Raw genomic sequence first — 20863 nt, forward strand, 5'->3', positions numbered from 1 at the left:
ACCTTGGGAAACGTGGACAAGAGGAACGCTTTGCGAGCCGGTGCGGTCACCGCCACGGCGACGCTGATGATGCTGCTGACGTCGCCCGCCGCCCTGGCGCTGACCCGGGACGACGGCGACGACCCGGGCTCCGGCATCTCCGTGGCCCAGACCCTCGGCCTGTTCGTGGCCGCCCCGCTGGTCGCCTTCGCGATCATCGCCGGCCTGGTGATGATCCCGTCCCTGGGCAAGGGCAAGAAGTAACCCGACCCGCCACCCGCACCAACCGAAAGGGCCGCCGCCCGGGAGCTCCCGGGCGGCGGCCCTTCCGCGTGCGGCGGACCGTCAGTGCCCCAGGGCCCGGGCGCCGGCCGACCGGTCGGCGGTCTGGGCCTTGAGGGCGCGCTCGACGGCGGCGCGGGACTCGACCACCATCCGGCGCAGGGCCGGGGCGGGCTCGGCCGAGGCCAGCCAGGCGTCGGTGGCGTCCAGGGTGGACTGCGAGACCTGGAGGGCCGGGTAGAGGCCGACCACGATCTGCTGCGAGATCTCGTGGCTGCGGGTCTCGTAGACGCCCTTGATGGCGGCGAAGTACCGCTCCGCGTAGGGGGCGAGCAGCTCGCGCTGGTCGGCCTGGCCGAAGCCGCCGATCACCGCGTCCTGCACGTAGTTGGTGAGGTCGTCGCGCTCCACCACGGAGGCCCAGGCCTCGGCCTTGGCCTCGGCGGTCGGGCGGGCGGCGCGGCAGGAGGCGGCGCGCTCCTGGCCGGCGGCGGTGGAGTCGCGCTCCAGCTCGGCCGCGATGGCGGCCTCGTCCGCGCGGCCGGTGGCGACCAGGCGGGAGAGCAGCACCCAGCGCAGCTCGGTGTCCACGGCCAGGCCGTCCAGCTCCTGCGAGCCGTCCAGCAGACCGGCCAGCAGGCCGAGCTGACCCTCCGTCCGGGCGACGGCGGAGAGCGCGCGGGCCCAGGCCAGCTGGTGGTCGCCGCCCGGGGCGGCGGCACGCAGCTGCTCCTCGGCGGCGGCGGCCCAGCGGGCCAGGCCCTGCTCGCGCCAGGCCGGGTCGGCGTACATGTCCAGGGCCAGCTTGACCTGGCGCTGCACCGACTGGACCACGCCGATGTCGGACTCCCGGGACAGGCCGGAGAGGGCCAGCGCCAGGTAGTCGCGGGTGGCCAGCTCGCCGTCGCGGGTCATGTCCCAGGCGGAGGCCCAGCACAGCGCGCGGGGGAGCGAGGTGGCGAAGGCGCCCAGGTGCTCGGTGACGGCGGCCAGCGAGTCGGCGTCGAGCCGGACCTTGGCGTAGGAGAGGTCGTCGTCGTTGAGCAGCAGCACGGTCGGGCGGACCTTGCCGACCAGCTGCGGCACGGCGGTCTCGGCGCCGTCGACGTCCAGCTCGATCCGCTCGGTGCGGACCAGCTGACCCTCCTTCAGCTCGTAGGCGCCGATGGCGATCCGGTGCGGGCGCAGCACGGCCTCGCCCTTGGCGCCGGCCGGCAGCGCCGGGGCCTCCTGGAGCACCGAGAAGGAGGTGATGACGCCGGCCGCGTCGGTCTCCAGCTTCGGGCGCAGCACGTTGATACCGGCCGTCTCCAGCCAGGACTTGGACCAGGCCTTGAGGTCGCGGCCGCTGGTCCGCTCCAGGGCGCCGAGCAGGTCGCTCAGGCGGGTGTTCCCCCAGGAGTGCGCCTTGAAGTAGGCCTGCACGCCCTTGAAGAACTCGTCCTGGCCGACGTACGCCACCAGCTGCTTGAGCACCGAGGCGCCCTTGGCGTAGGTGATGCCGTCGAAGTTGACCATGACGTCCTCGAGATCGTTGATCTCGGCCATGATCGGGTGGGTCGAGGGGAGCTGGTCCTGGCGGTAGGCCCAGGTCTTCATCTCGTTGGCGAAGGTGGTCCAGGAGTCCGGCCACTGCGAGCCGGCCGCCTCGGCCTGGCAGACCGACTCTGCGAAGGTCGCGAACGACTCGTTCAGCCAGAGGTCGTTCCACCACTCCATGGTGACCAGGTTGCCGAACCACATGTGGGCCAGCTCGTGCAGGATCGTGGACGCCCGGGCCTCGTAGGCGGCGTCGGTGACCTTCGAGCGGAAGACGTACTGGTCCCGGAAGGTGACCGCGCCCGCGTTCTCCATCGCGCCGGCGTTGAACTCCGGCACGAAGAGCTGGTCGTACTTCTCGAACGGGTAGGGGCAGTCGAACTTCTCCTGGAAGTAGTCGAAGCCCTGCCGGGTGACCGTGAAGATCGCGTCGGCGTCCAGGAACTCGCGCAGCGAGGGGCGGCAGTACACGCCGAGCGGCACGACCTGGTCGCCGTTGCGGTACTCGTCGAAGACGCCGACGTACGGGCCGACGATCAGCGCGGTGATGTAGGTGGAGATCCGGCCGGTGGGGCTGAACCGCCAGACCCGGGTGTCGCCCTCGCCCTCGGGCTGCGGGGTGGGCGAGTTGGAGATGACGGCCCAGCCGTTCGGCGCGGTCACCGTGAAGGTGAAGCTCGCCTTCAGGTCGGGCTGCTCGAAGGAGGCGAACACGCGGCGGGCGTCCGGCACCTCGAACTGGGTGTAGAGGTAGGTCTCGCCGTCGACCGGGTCGACGAAGCGGTGCAGGCCCTCGCCGGTGTTGGTGAAGGCGCAGTCCGCGACGACCGTCAGCTCGTTCTCGGCGGCCAGGCCCGGCAGCGCGATCCGGCTGTCGGCGAACGAGTCCAGCGGCAGTGCCTGTCCGTTCAGCACGATCTCGGAGACGCTCGGCGCCACCAGGTCGATGAAGCTCTCGGCGCCCGGGGTGGTGGCGGAGAACCGGACCGTGGTGGTGGAGCGGAAGGTGCCGCCCTCACGGGCCGAGCTCAGGTCGAGGTCGATGTCGTACGACTCCACGTGCAGGAGCGCGGCCCGGGTGCGGGCCTCCTCACGGGTCAAGTTGGTGCCAGGCACTCGTAGGACTCCTTTGTCAGGCATGGGTGCGGCCATCCTTCCACGTCGTCCTCCCGCCCCGCCCCGGAGTATCCGACCGACACCGCGGACGCATCCTGGAGGGGAGACCCCAGACAACGATCCGTGTTCGATCTGCGTTCAGGGCGGGTTCGCTCTTGACGAGGCGTCGGGCGGGTGGCCGAGCATAGGGTTCAGAAGTTGAAGGTGAATATCCGGAGCTCCGCCGCAACGGCGCGGCTGGTGCGGAGGCCGTCGGGCCGTCGCGCCCTAGGAGGGTGAATCATGTCGCTGGACACACCGGGATCGCAGTCCTCGCTGCACCGGGCCAATCTCGAACGGGTGCTGCGGGCGGTCCGGATGGCGGGCTCGCTGACCCAGGCGGAGATCGCCCGGTCCACCGGACTCTCCGCGGCCACGGTGTCCAACATCGTCCGGGAGCTCAAGGAGAGCGGCACCGTCGTGGTGGCCGACACCTCGTCAGGCGGCCGCCGGGCGCGCTCCGTCTCGCTCAGCGGGGACGCCGGTATCGTGGTCGGCGTGGACTTCGGCCACACCCACCTGCGGGTCGCCGTCGGCAACCTGGCGCACCGGGTGCTGGCCGAGGAGAGCGAGCCGATCGACGTGGACGTCTCGGCCCAGCAGGGCTTCGACCGCGCCGAGGCGCTGGTGGCCAGGCTGCTGGCGCAGGCCGGCTTCAAGGCCGAGAAGGTGATCGGGGTGGGCCTGGGCGTGCCCGGCCCGATCGACCAGGAGACCGGGGCGCTGGGCTCCACCGCGATCCTGCCGGGCTGGACGGGCATCGCGCCCGGCCGGGAGCTGGCCCAGCGCCTGGGCATGGAGGTGCACGTCGACAACGACGCCAACCTCGGCGCGCTCGGCGAGCTGGTCTGGGGAGCGGGCCGCGGGCTGACCGACCTGGCGTACATCAAGGTGGCCAGCGGCGTCGGCTCCGGCCTGGTGATCAACGGTCAGATCTACCGCGGCCCGGGCGGCACGGCGGGCGAGATCGGGCACATCACGCTGGACGAGTCCGGCCCGGTCTGCCGCTGCGGCAACCGGGGCTGCCTGGAGACCTTCGTCGGCTCCCGGTACCTGCTCAATCTCTTGAACGCCAACCACCCGGGCGAGCTGACCCTGACCAAGGTGGTGCAGCTGGCGCAGCAGGGCGACCTCGGCTGCCGCCGGGTGATCGCCGACGCCGGCCGGCAGATCGGCACCGGCGTGGCCACCCTGTGCAACCTGCTCAACCCCCGCCGGGTGATCCTCGGCGGAGACCTGGCCGAGGCCGGTGACCTGGTGCTTTCCCCGATCCGGGACTCGGTGGCGCGGTACGCGATCCCCTCTGCGGCGCGCCAGCTCTCGGTGGTGCCGGGCACGCTGGGTGGCCGGGCCGAGGTGCTCGGGGCGCTCGCGCTGGTGATGAGCGAGATGGGCGAATCGGGCGCAATCCGGCAGACCACCACCGTGGGGGCCTGACTCCGGAAATCGCTCTCCAGCGTCCGATTGTGGCGAAGCCGAGGCCGAACGTGTCCGTTTGGTCTCGGCTTCGCCTTCATGAAGATAACGAAAAGGTTCGGATCGTCGTTCGCTTGGTTTTACTTATTGACGACAAGCGATCGCCGGAGGTTGACTCCCTCTCACCTCGCCGCAACGTTGCGGCTCCGTCAGGGAGGCACCCCCCACCATGAACGCAATGATGCGTCGCGTCGTCATCGGTACCGCTGCCGTGTCGATGGCCCTCGGAATGGCCGCCTGTGGCAAGGCCGGTGACGACAAGAAGGACAGCGCCTCGTCGGGCGACACCAAGTCGATCGGCCTGCTGCTCCCGGAGAACGCGTCCTCCACCCGCTACGAGTCCTTCGACAAGCCCTTCATCGAGGCCAAGGTCAAGGCGCTGTGCGGGGACTGCACCGTCAAGTACAGCAACGCCGAGGGCTCCGCCTCGAAGCAGAAGCAGCAGTTCGACACCCTGATCGCGCAGGGCGTGAAGGTGATCATCCTCGACGCCTTCGACGCCACCTCCACCCAGTCCTGGGTCAAGGAGGCCGCCGCGAAGGGCGTCAAGGTCGTGGCGTACGACCGTCTGGCCACCGGCCCGGTCTCCGCCTACGTCTCCTTCGACAACGAGAAGGTCGGCCAGCTCCAGGGCGAGGCCCTGATCGAGGCGCTGGGCGCCAAGGCCGCCGACGCCAACGTCGTGATGATCAACGGTGACGAGGCCGACCCCAACGCGGCCTACTTCAAGTCCGGTGCCAAGAAGGCGCTCGACGGCAAGGTCAAGAAGATCGTCTACGAGGCCTCCGGCGAGTGGAAGCCGACCATCGCGGGCCAGAAGATCGGCACCGCGATCACCTCGCTGGGCAAGGACGGCTTCCAGGCCGTCTACTCCGCCAACGACGGCATGGCCGCCGCGATCATCACCCAGCTGAAGGCCGCCGGGATCAACGTCCCGGTCGGCGGCCAGGACGCGGGCATCGACGCCATCCAGCGCCTCGTCTCGGGCGACCAGGCCTACACCATCTACAAGGCCTACAAGCCGCTGGCCGACTCGGCCGCCGAGCTCGCCGTCAACCTGCTCCAGGGCAAGGACGTCAAGGCCGTCGCCTCCTCCACCGTGGACAGCCCGACCGACAAGGGCATCCCGGCGAAGCTGCTGACCCCGAAGGTCGTCACCAAGGCGAACATCAACGACACCGTGATCGCCGACCAGCTCTACAAGGTGGCCGACATCTGCACCGCCGACTACGCCGCCGCCTGCGCCGCCGCGGGCCTGAAGTAAGTCCGGCACGGGCCGGCGCTCCTGACGGGGCGCCGGCCCCCCGCGCGGCGTGACATCCGACCGCCGCGCCCCCTCGACGTTTCTCGTACTACCCCTGGAGATGGTTCACGTGACAGGCGCACCCGTACTGGCGTTGCGCGGGGTCTCCAAGCGCTTCGGTGCCGTCCAGGCGCTCACCGACGTCCACCTGGAGGTCCACGCCGGAGAGGTCGTCGCGCTGGTCGGCGACAACGGCGCAGGCAAGTCGACGCTGGTGAAGACCATCGCCGGCGTCCACCCGATCGACGAGGGTTCGATCGAGTGGGAGGGCCGCGAGGTCCGGATCAACCGCCCGCAGGACGCCCAGGCCCTCGGTGTCGCCACCGTCTACCAGGACCTCGCGCTCTGCGACAACCTCGACGTGGTCGGCAACCTCTTCCTCGGCCGCGAGCTGAGGAAGTTCGGGACCCTGGACGAGGTCGCGATGGAGAAGCGGGCCAAGGAGCTGCTCGACACGCTCTCCATCCGCATCCCCAGCGTGCGCATCCCGATCGCCGCGCTCTCCGGCGGCCAGCGCCAGGTGGTCGCGATCGCCCGCGCCCTGGTCGGCGACCCGAAGATCGTCATCCTGGACGAGCCCACCGCCGCGCTCGGCGTCGAGCAGACCGCCCAGGTGCTCGACCTGGTCGAGCGGCTCCGCGACCGCGGCCTCGGGGTCATCCTGATCAGCCACAACATGGCGGACGTCAAGGCCGTCGCGGACACCGTGGCGGTGCTCCGGCTGGGCCGCAACAACGGCTCCTTCCCGGTCGCCACCACCACGCACGAGGAGATCATCTCCGCCATCACCGGAGCCACCGAGAACGCCGTGACGCGGCGTCAGGCACGCATCGCGGAGGACGCCAAGTGAGCACCACCGACTCCACCACCCCGGCCCCGCCCGTCGACCCGCGCCTGCTGGTCCGTCAGCAGGGCGTCGCCGGCTACCTGGACGAGTTCAAGCGGAAGATGAAGAGCGGCGAGCTGGGTTCCGTCCCGGTCGTGCTCGGCCTGATCCTGATCGCGGCCATCTTCCAGGGCCTGACCGGCGACTTCCTGAACGCCGACAACCTCACCAACATCACGCTCTGGATCGCGGGCCCCGGCCTGATCGCGGTCGGCATCGTGTTCGTGCTGCTGCTCGGTGAGATCGACCTCTCGCTCGGCTCGGTGGCCGGCGTCTCGGCCGCGATAGCCGGCGTGCTGTCGGCCCGTCAGGGCGTCAACGAGTACCTGGCGATCCTGATCGCGCTGGCCGCCGGCGTTGCCATGGGCGCGCTGCACGGCTTCTTCTTCGCCAAGATCGGCGTCCCGGCCTTCGTGGTCACGCTGGCCGGCCTGCTCGCCTGGAGCGGTCTGCAGCAGTACGTTCTCGGTGACAAGGGCACCGCCAACGTGGTCAACGACGGCGTGATCGCCGACCTGGACCACTACTTCATCGGCGACGGCGACATCGCCGCCACCTGGATCTTCGCGATCCTCGGCGTCGCCCTCTTCGCGGCCGGTCAGGTGCTGGACGCCCGCCGCCGCGCGGCCGCCGAGCTGCCGTCCCGCCCGATGAGCGAGATCGCCCTGCGCACCGGCGTGCTCGCGGTGATCGCGGTCGTCGCCGCCGCCATGCTCAACCAGAGCCAGGGCCTGCCGCTGCCGCTGGTGATCTTCCTCGGCATCGTGGTGCTGAGCGACTTCGTGCTCCGCCGCACCTCCTACGGCCGCCAGATCTTCGCGGTCGGCGGCGGCATCGAGGCGGCCCGCCGGGCCGGCATCAACGTGGCCTGGGTGCGGATCTCGGTCTTCATGATCTCGGCCGGCATGGCCGCCCTCGGCGGGCTGTTCATCATGAGCCAGCAGGGTTCGGCCGACAAGGCGCTCGGCGGCGGCAACGTGCTGATGAACTCGATCGCCGCGGCCGTCATCGGCGGCACCAGCCTGTTCGGCGGCCGGGGCAAGACCTGGTCGGCGCTGCTGGGCATCCTGGTGATCCAGTCGATCATCACCGGCCTGGACCTGGTGCACGTCAACCAGTCGATCCAGTACATGATCACCGGCGCGGTGCTGCTCGCCGCGGTGGTCCTGGACTCGGTCTCCCGGCGGACCCAGAAGTCATCCGGTCGAGGTTGACCGTAAATCCGATCATGTGAGGCTCGGCACCCGAACCGTTCGGGTGCCGAGCCTCGTCATGTCGGTCAACACCGGTCAACCCCAGGCGCACTGACAAGCGTCCGCCAGGCGGACATTAGACTCGGGCAGTCCGGCCGTACGCGGCCCGAGAAAAAATCGGAACGAGGAGGAACGGGTGGCCCTGCTGACCCGCATTCGGGGACCGCGCGATCTCGACCGGCTCACGCCCGCCCAGCTGGCCGAGCTGGCCGGAGAGATCCGGACGTTCCTGGTCGAGGAGGTCTCCAAGACCGGCGGACACCTCGGGCCGAACCTGGGCGTGGTCGAGCTCACCATCGCGCTGCACCGGGTCTTCGACTCCCCGCGCGACCGGATCATGTTCGACACCGGCCACCAGAGCTACGTGCACAAGCTGCTCACCGGCCGTCAGGACTTCTCCGAGCTGCGGATGAAGGGCGGCCTCTCCGGCTACCCGTCCCGCGCCGAGTCCGAGCACGACGTGATCGAGAACTCGCACGCCTCCACGGTGCTCGGCTACGCCGACGGCCTGGCCAAGGCGAACGAGCTCCAGGGCCACGGCGACCGCCCGGTGGTCGCGGTGATCGGCGACGGCGCGCTCACCGGCGGCATGGCCTGGGAGGCGCTGAACAACATCGCCGACGCCAAGGACCGCCCGGTCGTCATCGTCGTCAACGACAACGAGCGCTCCTACTCCCCGACCATCGGCGGCCTGGCCAACCACCTCGCCACCCTGCGCACCACCCAGGGCTACGAGCGCTTCCTGACCTGGGGCAAGGAGGCGCTGCAGCGCACCCCCGTGGTCGGCCGGCCGGTGTTCGAGACCCTGCACGGTGCCAAGAAGGGCCTCAAGGACTTCATCGCCCCGCAGGGCATGTTCGAGGACCTCGGCCTCAAGTACATCGGCCCGATCGACGGCCACGACCTGAACGCCCTGGAGTCCGCCCTCACCAAGGCGCGCGGCTTCGGCGGCCCGGTGATCGTGCACTGCCTCACCGAGAAGGGCCGCGGCTACCACGCCGCCGAGAACAACGACGAGGACCGCTTCCACGCGGTCGGCGTGATCCACCCCGAGACCGGCCTGCCGATCAAGAGCGCCGGCAAGGACTGGACCTCGGTCTTCGCCGAGGAGATGGTCGAGCTCGGCCGCGAGCGCCAGGACATCGTCGGCATCACCGCCGCGATGCTCCACCCGGTCGGCCTGGCCCCGTTCGCCGAGGCCTTCCCGGACCGGATCTTCGACGTCGGCATCGCCGAGCAGCACGCCGCCGTCTCGGCGGCCGGCCTGGCCACCGGTGGCCTGCACCCGGTCTTCGCGGTCTACGCGACCTTCCTCAACCGGGCCTTCGACCAGGTCCTGATGGACGTCGCCCTGCACAAGCTGGGCGTCACCTTCGTGCTCGACCGGGCCGGCGTCACCGGCACCGACGGCGCCTCCCACAACGGCATGTGGGACATGTCGATCTGCCAGGTCGTCCCCGGCCTGCGGCTCGCCGCCCCGCGCGACGCCGACCAGCTCCGCGCCCAGCTGCGCGAGGCGGTCGAGGTGGACGACGCGCCGACCGTGGTCCGCTACTCCAAGGGCACCGTCGGCCCGGCTGTCCCGGCGGTCGGCACGGTCGGCGGCATGGACGTGCTCCGCCGCGACGAGGACCCCGAGGTGCTGATCGTCTCGGTCGGCGCGATGGCCACCACCTGCCTGGCCGTCGCCGACCTGCTGGCCGAGCGCGGCATCGCCACCACCGTGGTCGACCCGCGCTGGGTCAAGCCGGTCGACCCGGCCCTGCCCGGCCTGGCCGCCGAGCACCGCCTGGTCGTCACGGTCGAGGACAACGGCCGGGCCGGCGGCGTCGGCTCGATGATCGCCCAGGCCCTGCGCGACGCCGAGGTCGACGTCCCGCTGCGCGACTTCGGCATCCCGCAGGAGTTCCTCGACCACGCCACCCGCGACCAGATCCTGGCCGAGATCGGCCTCACCGCCCCGGCCATCGCCACCAAGGTCGCCGACACCCTGGCCCGCTCGGGCGCCTCCGTCTGAGGTAGAGCGCGGGCGGGCAGCTCCGGAAGGCAGCGACCCAGGGGCGCGAGGAACTGCGCGCAGGGGAACGGCAGCACCTGCAACTGGCTGATGGTGGGTCAGTTGCAGGTGCGCCGCCTTCCGACCCGCGCAGTTCCTCGCGCCCCTGGTGGCGCAGCCCGAGCACCGGCGGGCGCTCCGCGTGCGCACTGTCCGAAAATAATCCGTCGCGCCCGCACAGTGCCGCGCGTCACACTTCTGTCGGATCGTCACATCGAATGGCCGGACCGGCACCGCCCCCGGCAGAGCCGCCCGGTAGGTTGTCCCTCGTGTCCGTTGCCCTGGCCCGTCAGTTCGCCGCCCTGACCGGGCGGCTGCCCGAGCGCGTCCGGACGGGCTACTGGACCAGACTGGTCCCGGTGCTCGCCGTACTGGCGACGGTCACGCACATCCCGTCCTTCCTCCGCCCCGTGTGGAGCCCGGACGAGGGCTACCTCGCCACCCAGGCCCGCATGCTGGCCGACGGCGGCGTCCTCTACGACACCGTGGTGGACCGCAAGCCGCCCCTGCTGCCCTGGCTGTACGAGGCCTGCTTCGCACTCTTCGGCTCGGCCTCGCTCTGGCCGCTCCGCACCCTGGCGATCGTCGCCCACCTGGTCACCGCGATCCTGCTGGCCTCGATCGCCCGCGGCCGCTGGGGCAACCGGGCCGGCGGCGCGGCCGGCGCGCTCTACCTCCTGGTCTCGATCGGCCTCTCCCCGGAGGACACCCAGGCGGCCACCTTCGAGGTCTTCATGCTGCCCGCGATGGTGGCCGCGTTCCGGTACGCCGAGCGCCGCCGCTGGCTGGCGGCCGGGATCGCGGTGGCGCTCTGCTCGCTGACCAAGCAGACCGGCGGGGCGGTGATGCTCCCGGTGCTCTGGATGCTGCTCCAGGACGCCCGGCTGCGCGGGGTGCGCTGGCAGCCGGCGCTGTTCAAGATCTGCTTCGGCTTCGCGCTGCCGATAACGCTGGTCGCGGTGATCCTCACCAATCCCAAGGGCTTCCTCTTCTGGGTGGTGACCGGCAGCGGCGACTACGCCTCGCTGGGCGGCGCCTGGCTCCAGATGACCGGCCGCGCGCTCGGCAACTCGGCCATCCTGCTGGCGGCCGGCCTCGGCTTCCTGGCCCCGGTCGGCCACCGCCTCTGGCTGAGGCTGCGTCACCGCGCGCTGCCCTCGCCCCGGGGCGAGGAGCACGGATCGAGCTCGGACCTCTGGGTCTGGCTGCTCTCCTCGGTGGTCGCGGTCTCCACCGGCTTCCACTTCTTCGGCCACTACTACCTGCAGCTGATGCCCCCGCTGGTGCTGCTGGGCACTGGCGCGGTGGCCACCTCGAAGATCCGCTGGAGGCCCGTGCTGGTCTACAGCTCGGTCGCCTCCTTCGCGTTCTGCGCCCTCGCGGTCTTCTGGCCCGGCCAGCGGATGGACCACACCAGCCAGGTCGCCAGCACCATCGCCGAGCAGACCACGGCCAAGGACACCGTGCTGGTCTGGGGCATGCACCCGGAGCTCTACTGGCTGGCCGACCGACGCCCCGTCACCCGCTACCTGACGGCCGGTTTCCTCACCAACTTCAGCGGCGGCAAGGACGGCAAGGACGTCGGCGAGCAGTACAGCATGGCCGACGCCTGGCAGACCTTCGACCAGGAGCTCGCCACCAAGGGCCTCCCCGAGATCGTCGTCGACGACTCCGGCCGCTCCCCGTACCAGCCCGTCCACATCCCGAAGATCGAGAACCTCCTCGACACCCGCTACGAGGTGGTCGGGGTCAACGCCGACACCGTGATCTACCGCCTCAAGCGCTAGCCCGCCGCTCGGGCGCCGTGAGCTCGGCGGCCACCGTGAGCAGTACGGCGGCGATCTCCAGGGCGCTCTCGCGGCGTTCGTCCGGGTCCTGGCCGGAGCGGGCGGAGCACTCGGCCAGGTGCAGCCGGGCGGCGGTGGCGAGGTCGCGTTCGACGGCGGCGACGCTCCGCCAGCGCTCCAGGAAGTCGTGCACCGGCACCAGGCTGTCGGCGCCGAGCGCCCGGGTGAACGCCTGGTCGCGTTCGCGCTCCAGCTCCAGCAGGCGGTAGGGGGCGACGGAGGTGATGACGGCCCGGATGGCGGCGAAGGAGGCGTCCTCCAGCGGGGCAGGTTCGGCGGGGGCTGTGACGGTGCTCATCGTTCTGGTCCTTGCGTGAGCGGGGCGGTGCCGACCGGCGGTGCGATCGCCGTGGCCAGGGCCGCCCACAGGGAGTTGGCCGGCGGGTACGGCAGCATGTCCTCGGCGTAGTACCACCAGAAGTGACCGCCCAGGTAGCGCGGTGCGGTGACCGGCAGGGTGTAGTAGTGGGTGAGCTGCTCGGCCTTGCGGTCCTCGGTGGCCCGCCGGTCGGCGAGGCCGATCTCGCCGAAGCCCACCCGCGCGTGCGGGAAGAGGCCGGCCAGTTCGGTGAAGACGGCGTTCCACTCGGCGAGCGGCGGGCGGTAGCCGTTGCAGTCGTCCTCGTAGTAGGAGACCAGCAGGACGTCCAGGCCGTCCCGGAGCTCCCGCGGCAGGTTGGCCCGGGCCCACGGCAGCATCTCGTGCCCGGGGTCCTCGGCGCAGCCGGGGTTGTAGTACAGGGTGAGGGCGGTCCGCCCGCCCGCCGCGACCACCTGGCGGTAGGCGTCGGTCACCTTGGCGCTGACCTGCTCGGCGGGGCCGAGCCAGCCGCCGTTGACCTCGTTGCCGACCTCCCAGAGGTCGATCTGCCCGCCGTAGGCGGCCAGCAGCGCGGCGGTGCGGTCGTGATGCTCCGTCAGGGAGGTGCCGGCCACGGCGGTGGAGTCCATCGGCAGGCCCATCAGGTAGCCGACGGGCCGCAGGGCGGCGACGGCCCCGGCGTAGTCGGCCGGGGCGGTGCCCGGGTCGAAGACGATCCGGGCGGTCGGACGCTGCGGCAGGTCGCGGAGCGAGGCGGTCAGTTGGGGCAGCCGGGAGACGTCGTCCAGGGTGACGCCGTACAGGGTGTCGGGCAGCGTCCGGGCCGGGGGAGCGGTGGTGACGGGCACCTCGGCGGGCATCCCTGCGGGGGTGGAGCAGCTGAGCAGCAGGCCGAGGCAGCTCACCGCGACGGTGAGGTGGCGACGGCCGCTGCGCATCGGAGGTGCTCCCTACTCGACGGTGACGGACTTGGCGAGGTTGCGGGGCTGGTCGACCTCGTGGCCCTTGGCGGTGGCCAGCTCGCAGGCGAAGACCTGGAGCGGGACGGTGGCCACCAGGGGCTGGAGGAGGCCGTGGGTGGCCGGGATGCGGATCAGGTGGTCCGCGTAGGGGGCGACGGCGTGGTCGCCCTCCTCGGCGATGACGATGGTGCGGGCGCCGCGGGCGCGGATCTCCTGGATGTTGGAGACGATCTTCTCGTGGAGCACCGAGTGCCCGCGCGGCGAGGGCACCACCACGATGACCGGCAGCCCGTCCTCGATCAGGGCGATCGGGCCGTGCTTGAGCTCGCCGGCCGCGAAGCCCTCGGCGTGCATGTACGCCAGCTCCTTGAGCTTCAAGGCCCCTTCCAGCGCCACCGGGTACCCGACGTGCCGGCCGAGGAAGAGCACCGCGTGCGCGTCGGCGAGCGAGCGGGCCAGGGCCCGTACCGGCTCCATGGTGTGCAGCACCCGGCCGACCTGGGCGGGCGCCGCGCAGAGCTGGCCGACCAGACCGGCCGGGTCCGGTGCGGTGCCCCGGACCTGTCCGAGGTGCAGGGCGATCAGGTAGCAGGCGACCAGCTGGGTGAGGAAGGCCTTGGTCGAGGCGACCGCCACCTCCGGCCCGGCGTGGGTGTAGAGCACCGCGTCGGACTCGCGGGGGATGGTGGAGCCGTTGGTGTTGCAGATCGCCAGTACCTTCGCGCCCTGCTCGCGCGCGTGCCGCAAGGCCATCAGGGTGTCCATCGTCTCGCCGGACTGCGAGATCGCGATCACCAGCGTCCGCCGGTCCAGGATCGGGTCCCGGTACCGGAACTCCGAGGCCACTTCCACCTCGCAGGGCAGACGCGTCCAGTGCTCGATGGCGTACTTGGCGATCGCCCCCGCGTGGTAGGCCGTGCCGCAGGCGACGATCACCACCTTCTCCACCGGGCCCAGTTCCAGGGCCAGTTCACCCATCGTCAGCTGTCCGTCGGTGCCGATCCGCCCGAGCAGGGTGTCCGCCACCGCCTTCGGCTGCTCGGCGATCTCCTTCAGCATGAAGTAGTCGTAGCCCCCCTTCTCCGCCGCCGAGGCGTCCCAGTCCACGTGGTACTCCCGCACCACCGCCGGCCGCCCCTGGAAGTCCGTCACCGACACCCCGTCGGCCCGCAGCTCCACCACCTGGTCCTGCCCCAGCTCCACCGCCTCCCGCGTGAACGCGATGAACGCCGCCACGTCCGAGGCCAGGAAGTTCTCCCCCGCACCCCTACCGACGACGAGCGGAGAGTTCCGCCGTGCACCCACCACCACACCCGGCTGGTCCGCGTGCACCGCCACCAGCGTGAACGCACCCTCCAGACGCCGGCACACCACCCGCATCGCCTCGGCCAGATCCCCCGCGAACACCTCCCCCAACAGATGCGCCACCACCTCGGTGTCCGTCTCCGAGCGCAACACGTGCCCGCGGGCGGCCAGTTCGGAGCGGAGGGCGGCGAAGTTCTCGATGATCCCGTTGTGCACCACCGCCACCCGCCGGTCGTCGTCCAGGTGCGGATGCGCGTTCAGGTCCGTCGGACCGCCGTGCGTCGCCCACCGGGTGTGACCGATGCCGACCGCGGCCTCCGGCAGCGGGTCGTCGGCCAGGGCCTTGCGCAGGTTGACCAGCTTCCCGGCCCGCTTGCCGGTGGCCAGCCCGCCCGCCGCCTGGACGGTGATCCCGGCCGAGTCGTACCCCCGGTACTCCAGCCGCTCCAGCCCGTCCAGGACGACGTCCAGGGCCGCGCGTCCCCCTGTGTAACCCACGATTCCGCACATCGGAACCAGAGCCTCTCGGTAAAAGGGTCCCGGTCGCCGGCCCGGACGAGCGGGCCGGCAACCGGGCTGGTGCTCCGTCAGGGAGCGAGGACGGTGGCGGGGGAGGCGAAGGTGTAGCCGAGCGCCTTGATCCCGTTGACGGTCTGCTGAAGGGCGCTCAGACCGTAGGACGGGTGGTAGAAGAAGCTGGCGTAGCCGTCCCGCACCACCAGGTTCAGCTTGGCCGAGTTGATCATGTCGGCCGGCAGCCTGGGCGGGTTGTTGTTGGACATCTCGGGCTCGTAGTTGCCGAGGTTCTCCGGCAGCACGGTCTCGCCGTAGACGTCCCGCACGGGGTACGGGAAGAACTGGCCGATGATCATCGAGTAGTCGATCGGCTTGCCGCTGAGCACGCCGCCGAAGTACAGCGAGCGCTCGTAGCGGGCGGCGAACCGCGGTTCGAGGGCCCGGTAGTCGACGGCGGAGCCGGCGTAGTGCGGGAACTCGAAGATGGTCGGCACCGGCAGGCCGGAGAGGGTGAACTCCAGGGCGGCCGAGTTGATCCGGTTCAGCGCGTAGGTGCTGGAGTCGTTGGGCACGGGGCCCTGGTGGATGACCCAGTCGGTGTTCTGGCACGGGGCCCGGAACTGGTACGGCGGGTACTGGGTCACCGAGCACTGGGCCCGGTAGAACTCGAAGTCGTCACCGCTGACGCCGTCGTACGGGTTGGCGATGTTCGAGTACTGGTGCGTGTAGCCGTGCATGAGCATCGTGCCGCCGTTGTTGATCAGCGACCTGATCGCCGTGATCATCGCGGGCGTCCGGGAGAGCCGGATGGTCTCCGCCCGGCCGTTGTTGTAGGTGCCCTTGGGGTCGGTGTAGACCGGGATGACGCCGAAGCTGAACGGGATGTTCTGCGACTTCAGCCACTGGCCCATCGCGGTCAGCGCGACCGGGTCGTCGGCGGGGCTGATGTCCTCCAACCGCACCATCGCCCGGTGCCGCTCGGCGGTCTGGGGCGCGAGGGCGTCGAAGAGCAGGTCGCTGAAGATCATCACCCGGTCGTTGGCGCTCACGTAGGAGAACGGGACGTCGCCGATGTAGGTGAGGTTGTTCGAGCGGACCGCCCACGGGACGGTGGCCCCGGTGGAGTCGGTGGAGGAGGCGAGCACGTTCACCTTCGCCGGGTCGGTGATGGTCTCGCCCAGCACGCCGCCGCCGTTCAGCGGGTCACGGCTGAGCTGCTGGCCCTTGTAGCCGACCGAGGTGATCGAGTTGTAGTTGAAGTAGGAGTTGGTCGGGTCCCAGCCGTAGGCGGCCGAGAAGTTCGCGGGGCCGACCTGGTTGGCCAGGTTCCAGATGTTGTCGTAGAGCCAGATCACCGGCTTGGTCGTGCTGGTCACGTCCGTGTAGAAGGAGGTGGGGATGCCGTCCGGGATCGGCTGGCCGTTGGTGTCGGGGGCCCCGTAGTAGGTGGAGCCGAAGTAGACCGTGGCCGAGTAGTTGTTGACCTCACCGGGCTGGTACTGGGAGACCGGCTTCGGCGTCACGCTGCCGAAGTGGCCGGCCAGGTTGGCGGTGGTCATCGCGTACAGCTCGCCCAGGTGTCCGTACGGGCCGGCGGTGTCGTAGAGCACCAGCGTGCTCTTGCCGGTGTTCGGCGGCGGGTTGGCCGGGGCCTGGGCCAGGGCCTGCGGGAGGGCCTGGAGTTCGGTGGCCTTCTTCAGCTTCTGATGGGGATTCAGCTTCCGGTTCTTGTCGGCCTTCTTCTGTTCGGCACCGAAGGCGGCACCGAGGTCGGTCGGACCGCGGTCCTGTTTCTTGGACTCCTGGGACTTCTTCTGGTCGGGCGGCGCTTTCGCGGAAGCGGAGTCGACCGGGAGGAATCCCACGCTGAGGACGAGGGCGAGTGCCCCCACGATCGTCGTCCGGCCCCGCTTACGGCTCATTGAATGCACAGGCATGACAGCCCCTGGCGATGTGTGTTCAAGCCATGGATACGGGAATGCCCGGCGGCGTTCTCTCCCGGCGTCTCTACACAGAAGGCCGGCTGGCGCGCGGAACGGCACCGTAGAACCGGCCTGGAGTCGCGGGGATCTGGCGCTGACGCGACGTCAACACCGTCCAGCCGCAGCACAGGCGGTACACCCGACACTGGCACCGGCGCGGGTGGGTGTCAATCCCTTCCCGCGAGTAGCAAAGGATGGAATTCATTCATTGAAGGTCCACCCCACCCGTGTTAAATTGTTCGTGAAAGTCCCCATGGGGCGCGCGAAGATCCGAGTCGGCAGACGGTCGCCTTTCCCGGCTCGGGGAGTGAATGGCGAGACCGACCCCTCCACCGCGAGCGCGAGAGCCGTGTCATCGGCCGGCATCCGGTCGCATTCCGCCGGGGTTGATCTCCCATGTACGTGAACTGCGGAGCCAGCAGCGGAGTCTGCTTCAGTGCGGCGTCCGTCCTGCCCTCCGGCGCCTCCGGGTCCGAACTGGCCCGGCTGCTGCTGGAGATCGCCGGTGCCGGCTTCGGCCTGTACGTCGTGGTCGGCCTGCTCCTGCTGCTGTACGGCCTGGTGGTCCGCCACCGCCGTTCCCGGCAGGGCCCGGCCGAGCCCCACGCGGTGCCCTCCGAGGTCGCCGGGGCCACCGCCGTCCGGCGGGGTGCGTCGTGCTGACGGCCGTCCTGCTCGGACTCTCCACCGCCGTCATCGTGACGGCGCTGGCGTACAACACCGGGATGTTCGTGCTGTCCCGGCGGGTCGTCCGGCCCACAGCGACGGACGACCCGCACCGCCGGCGGTACGTCTTCCTGCTCGCCTGCCTCAACGAGGAGCGGGTGCTGGCCGAGAGCCTGCGCCGGCTGATGTCCCTGCCCCGGCAGGACGTGCTGGTGCTGGTGGTCGACGACGCCTCGGACGACCGCACCGCCGAGATCGTCCGCGCCGCGGACCCGTCCCGGGTGCTGCTGCACCAGCGGCACCTGCCGAACGCCCGCCGCGGCAAGGGCGCGGCGCTCAACGACGGCCTGCGGCACCTGGGTTCGTCCGGCCTGCTGGCCGGCACCGACCCCGAGGACGTGGTGGTCTGCGTGCTGGACGCCGACGGCCGGCTGGAGCCGGGCGCGGTCGACCAGGCCGACCGGTTCTTCGACGACCCGGCCACCGGCGCCGTCCAGATCGGCGTGCGGATGTACAACCGCGAGGACCGGCTGCTCTGCCGGATGCAGGACATGGAGTTCGTCGTCTACACCGACGTCTTCCAGTCCGGGCGCCGCCACATCGGCAGCGTCGGGATGGGCGGGAACGGGCAGTTCATGCGCCTCAGCGCGCTGCGCTCGCTCGGCCCCGAGCCCTGGAGCGACCGCCTCACCGAGGACCTCGACCTGGGCATCCGGCTGCTCGCGGCCGGCTGGCGCAACGAGTACTGCGCCACCGCCGCCGTGCACCAGCAGGCCGTGCTCGCGGTCCGCCCGCTGGTCCGCCAGCGCTCCCGCTGGTTCCAGGGCCACATCCAGGCCACCCGGCTGGTCCCGATGGTGCTCCGGGAGATCCCCGGCCGGGCCGCCGCGGACCTGGTCTACCACCTCTCCAGCCCGGCCCTGCTGCTGCTCACCTCGCTGCTCCCGCTGGCCTTCCTGGCCGGAGCCGTCGGCTTCCTCACCGACTCCCTCGCGGCGGGCCACAGCACCTTCTCGCCCTACTGGCTGATCCCGCTGTACCTGCTCGCCTTCGCCCCCGCCTACGCCTACGCGCACGTGTACCGGCAGCGGGAGGGCGAACTCGGCTGGTGGCGCTGCCTCCTGCTGGCCCACCTCTTCGTCGGCTACGGCTACCTCTGGTTCGCCGCCGGCTGGTGGGCCGTCGGCCGCACCGTCCGAGGCCGCACCGGCTGGCTGAAGACCGCCCGGACCTGACCCCGCGTCAGCGGCTGGTCCCCCCGGGCACCCCCTCTGTCCGACGCGTCGCGCCGTGCTCCCGCCGGAGCCGGCCGGCCCGTGCCTTCCGCTGCCCAAGTAGGTCACCATGTCCGAACCGCTGCACGTCAACGGCTCCCACCGGCCCAACGGCTCGGCCCCGCTCGACGGCCCGGCCCCGCTCAACGGCTCCGCCCCGCTCAACGGCTCGGCCCGGCCGGCGGGCTCCCCCCGGCTGCGTGCCGCGGTGGTGCTCGGCACCCGGCCCGAGGCGGTCAAGCTCGCTCCCGTGGTCCGGGCCCTGGACGCCTCGCCCCACTTCGAACCGGTGCTGGTCAACACCGGCCAGCACCGCGAGATGCTCGAACCCATGCTCCACCGGCTGCACCTGACGGCCCGTCACAGCCTCGACGTGATGCGCGACAGACAGCAGCTCTCCGCGCTCACCGCCCGCCTGGTCGACGGCCTCGGCGAGGTGCTGCGCCACGAGGAGCCCGACCTGGTGATCGTGCAGGGCGACACCTCCAGCACCCTGTGCGGGGCGCTGGCCGCCTTCTACGAACGGATCCCGGTCGCCCACGTGGAGGCCGGGCTGCGCAGCGGCGTGCTGGACGACCCCTTCCCGGAGGAGCTCAACCGGCGCCTGGTCTCCACCATGACCCGCTGGCACTTCGCCCCCACCGAGCGGGCCGCCCACCGGCTGCGGGCCGAGGGCGTGCCGCCCGACGCGGTGCACGTCACCGGCAACACCGTGATCGACAACCTGCTCTGGGTGCGCCGCCGCCACGTCGGCCGCTCCGCCTTCCGCACCGGCCGGCGCGGCGTGCTGGTCACCCTGCACCGCCGGGAGAACCAGGGCGACCGGATGCGGATGATGGCCGCCACCCTGCAGCGGCTGGCCCGGCGCGGCGACGTGGAGATCCTGCTCCCGGTGCACCGCAGCCCCGCCGTCCGGGACGTGCTGGAGTCCGCGCTCGGCCACGAGCCGCACGTCACCCTCACCGGGCCGCTGGACTACTTCGACTTCACCGCCTCGCTGGCCGCCTGCGAACTGGTGCTCACCGACTCCGGCGGGGTCCAGGAGGAGGCGCCCAGCCTCGACAAGCCGGTGCTGGTCCTGCGCACCACCACCGAACGCCCCGAGGTGGTCACGGCCGGCGCGGCCCGCCTGGTCGGCGTCGAGCCCGACGCCATCCACGCCGCCGCCAACGCGCTGCTGGACGACCCGGCCGACTACCAGGGCATGGCCGCCGCCCCCAGCCCCTTCGGCGACGGCTACGCCGCCCGGCGGATCGTCGAGCGGCTGACCCAGGACTGCGTCGGACCGCTGCCCCACCAACTGCAGCCCGACGTCTCGCTGGTGGACTGGTGACCGTGACCACCGGCCAGCCGCCGGTCCGCGCGGCCGGCCCCGCCCCGCCCGGCCGGCCGCCCGGCCGGCCGAGCGGCCTGCGGACGGCCCTGGTCGCCGTGCTGCTCGCGCTGGCCGCCGTCGCCACCGCCGTGCTGGCCGGCCCGGCCCGGCCCGGCTTCACCACCTGGCCGGAGGGCTCGGTGCACGGGCCGTGGGTCGCGGTCTTCAACGGCGAGGGCACCGTCGGGGCCCGGGGCGACCTGCTGGTCCTGGCCCCGCGCCCGGCCACCGTCCCGGACGAGACGCACGCCGCCCTGGTGGTCTCCACCGAGACCCGCTCCGACCTCACCCTGAGCCTGGGCGTGCGCACCGCCGAGCAGCTGCGCACCCCGACCCCCAACACCTGGGAGACGGCCTGGGTGGTCTGGCACTACACCGACCCCCGGCACTTCTACTACCTGGCCCTCAAGCCCACCGGCTGGGAGCTCGGCAAGGAGGACCCGGCCTACCCGGGCCACCAGCGCTTCCTGGCCACCGGCCCGCCGCAGTACCCGGTCGGCCGCTGGCACACGGTGGAGGTCCGCCAGCGCGGCGACACCGTCACGGTGCTGGTCGACCGCCACCGGCTGGTCACCTTCACCGACACCGAACGCCCCTACCCGGAAGGCAGGTACGGCCTCTACACCGAGGACGCCCGGGCCGAGTTCCGCCACGTGGTGGCCGGCTAGAGCCGGTCGGACAGAGC

General features: G+C 71.3%; 16 protein-coding genes. 11 read left to right on the top strand and 5 right to left on the bottom strand.

Annotated elements, in window-relative coordinates:
- The first annotated feature begins 12 nt into the window (after positions 1-12).
- Positions 13-243: a hypothetical protein gene (locus tag ABD946_RS29515; protein ID WP_345288592.1), complete on the top strand. Its 231-nt coding sequence runs from the start codon at positions 13-15 to the stop codon at positions 241-243.
- Between the two features lie 81 nt (positions 244-324).
- On the opposite strand, the gene pepN is transcribed toward ABD946_RS29515, so the two are convergent.
- The gene (gene pepN / locus ABD946_RS29520) at positions 325-2916 is read right to left on the bottom strand and encodes an aminopeptidase N (RefSeq protein ID WP_345288593.1); all 2592 of its coding nucleotides are present in this window, start codon (positions 2914-2916) and stop codon (positions 325-327) included.
- A 288-nt stretch (positions 2917-3204) separates the two neighbouring features.
- On the opposite strand from pepN, the gene ABD946_RS29525 reads away from it, so the two are divergent.
- The 6 genes from ABD946_RS29525 (at position 3205) to ABD946_RS29550 (ending at position 11716) form a co-directional block, all read left to right on the top strand.
- Positions 3205-4392, top strand: coding sequence for an ROK family transcriptional regulator (locus ABD946_RS29525; RefSeq protein ID WP_345288664.1), 1188 nt, complete (start codon positions 3205-3207; stop codon positions 4390-4392).
- 208 nt (positions 4393-4600) lie between these two features.
- A complete protein-coding gene (locus ABD946_RS29530) occupies positions 4601-5695 on the top strand; it encodes a sugar ABC transporter substrate-binding protein (protein WP_345288594.1) in 1095 nt (364 codons plus the stop codon).
- Positions 5696-5795: 100 nt separating this feature from the next.
- Positions 5796-6584 carry an ATP-binding cassette domain-containing protein gene (locus ABD946_RS29535; RefSeq protein WP_345288595.1) on the top strand — a complete coding sequence of 263 codons (789 nt, stop codon included), beginning with the start codon at positions 5796-5798 and terminating at the stop codon, positions 6582-6584.
- Positions 6581-7834, top strand: a complete 1254-nt coding sequence (locus ABD946_RS29540) for a sugar ABC transporter permease (protein ID WP_345288596.1) — start codon at positions 6581-6583, stop codon at positions 7832-7834. The genes ABD946_RS29535 and ABD946_RS29540 overlap by 4 nt, the downstream gene beginning before the upstream one ends.
- A gap of 175 nt (positions 7835-8009) precedes the next feature.
- Entirely contained in the window at positions 8010-9890 is a 1881-nt protein-coding gene (gene dxs, locus ABD946_RS29545) for a 1-deoxy-D-xylulose-5-phosphate synthase (RefSeq protein ID WP_345288597.1), read from the top strand.
- A 308-nt stretch (positions 9891-10198) separates the two neighbouring features.
- A complete protein-coding gene (locus tag ABD946_RS29550; RefSeq protein ID WP_345288598.1) occupies positions 10199-11716 on the top strand; it encodes a glycosyltransferase family 39 protein in 1518 nt (505 codons plus the stop codon).
- Here the strand turns inward: ABD946_RS29550 and ABD946_RS29555 are convergent.
- From ABD946_RS29555 to ABD946_RS29570, 4 genes are all read right to left on the bottom strand, one after another.
- Positions 11706-12074 carry a DUF6247 family protein gene (locus tag ABD946_RS29555; protein ID WP_345288599.1) on the bottom strand — a complete coding sequence of 123 codons (369 nt, stop codon included), beginning with the start codon at positions 12072-12074 and terminating at the stop codon, positions 11706-11708. The two genes, ABD946_RS29550 and ABD946_RS29555, sit on opposite strands and share 11 nt — an antisense overlap.
- Entirely contained in the window at positions 12071-13036 is a 966-nt protein-coding gene (locus tag ABD946_RS29560; protein ID WP_345288600.1) for a Tat pathway signal sequence, read from the bottom strand. Before ABD946_RS29560 ends, ABD946_RS29555 begins: the two co-directional genes overlap by 4 nt.
- Before the next feature lie 12 nt (positions 13037-13048).
- Positions 13049-14875 (bottom strand): glutamine--fructose-6-phosphate transaminase (isomerizing), encoded by a 1827-nt coding sequence (gene glmS / locus ABD946_RS29565; RefSeq protein WP_345288601.1) that lies wholly within the window; start codon positions 14873-14875, stop codon positions 13049-13051.
- Between the two features lie 77 nt (positions 14876-14952).
- Positions 14953-16803 carry a DUF2334 domain-containing protein gene (locus ABD946_RS29570; protein WP_345288602.1) on the bottom strand — a complete coding sequence of 617 codons (1851 nt, stop codon included), beginning with the start codon at positions 16801-16803 and terminating at the stop codon, positions 14953-14955.
- Positions 16804-17265: 462 nt separating this feature from the next.
- Between ABD946_RS29570 and ABD946_RS29575 the strand changes: the two genes are divergently transcribed.
- The 4 genes from ABD946_RS29575 (at position 17266) to ABD946_RS29590 (ending at position 20846) form a co-directional block, all read left to right on the top strand.
- The gene (locus tag ABD946_RS29575) at positions 17266-17526 is read left to right on the top strand and encodes a hypothetical protein (RefSeq protein ID WP_345288603.1); all 261 of its coding nucleotides are present in this window, start codon (positions 17266-17268) and stop codon (positions 17524-17526) included.
- Positions 17520-18764 (top strand): glycosyltransferase family 2 protein, encoded by a 1245-nt coding sequence (locus tag ABD946_RS29580; protein WP_345288604.1) that lies wholly within the window; start codon positions 17520-17522, stop codon positions 18762-18764. The genes ABD946_RS29575 and ABD946_RS29580 overlap by 7 nt, the downstream gene beginning before the upstream one ends.
- A 109-nt stretch (positions 18765-18873) precedes the next feature.
- Positions 18874-20136 carry a non-hydrolyzing UDP-N-acetylglucosamine 2-epimerase gene (gene wecB / locus ABD946_RS29585; protein ID WP_345288605.1) on the top strand — a complete coding sequence of 421 codons (1263 nt, stop codon included), beginning with the start codon at positions 18874-18876 and terminating at the stop codon, positions 20134-20136.
- Complete coding sequence (locus ABD946_RS29590) at positions 20133-20846, top strand: 3-keto-alpha-glucoside-1,2-lyase-like domain-containing protein (protein ID WP_345288606.1); 714 nt, start codon at positions 20133-20135, stop codon at positions 20844-20846. The genes wecB and ABD946_RS29590 overlap by 4 nt, the downstream gene beginning before the upstream one ends.
- The last annotated feature ends 17 nt before the right edge of the window (positions 20847-20863 follow it).

It is taken from the genome of Kitasatospora albolonga, from assembly GCF_039535905.1.
Lineage (GTDB): Bacteria > Actinomycetota > Actinomycetes > Streptomycetales > Streptomycetaceae > Kitasatospora > Kitasatospora albolonga.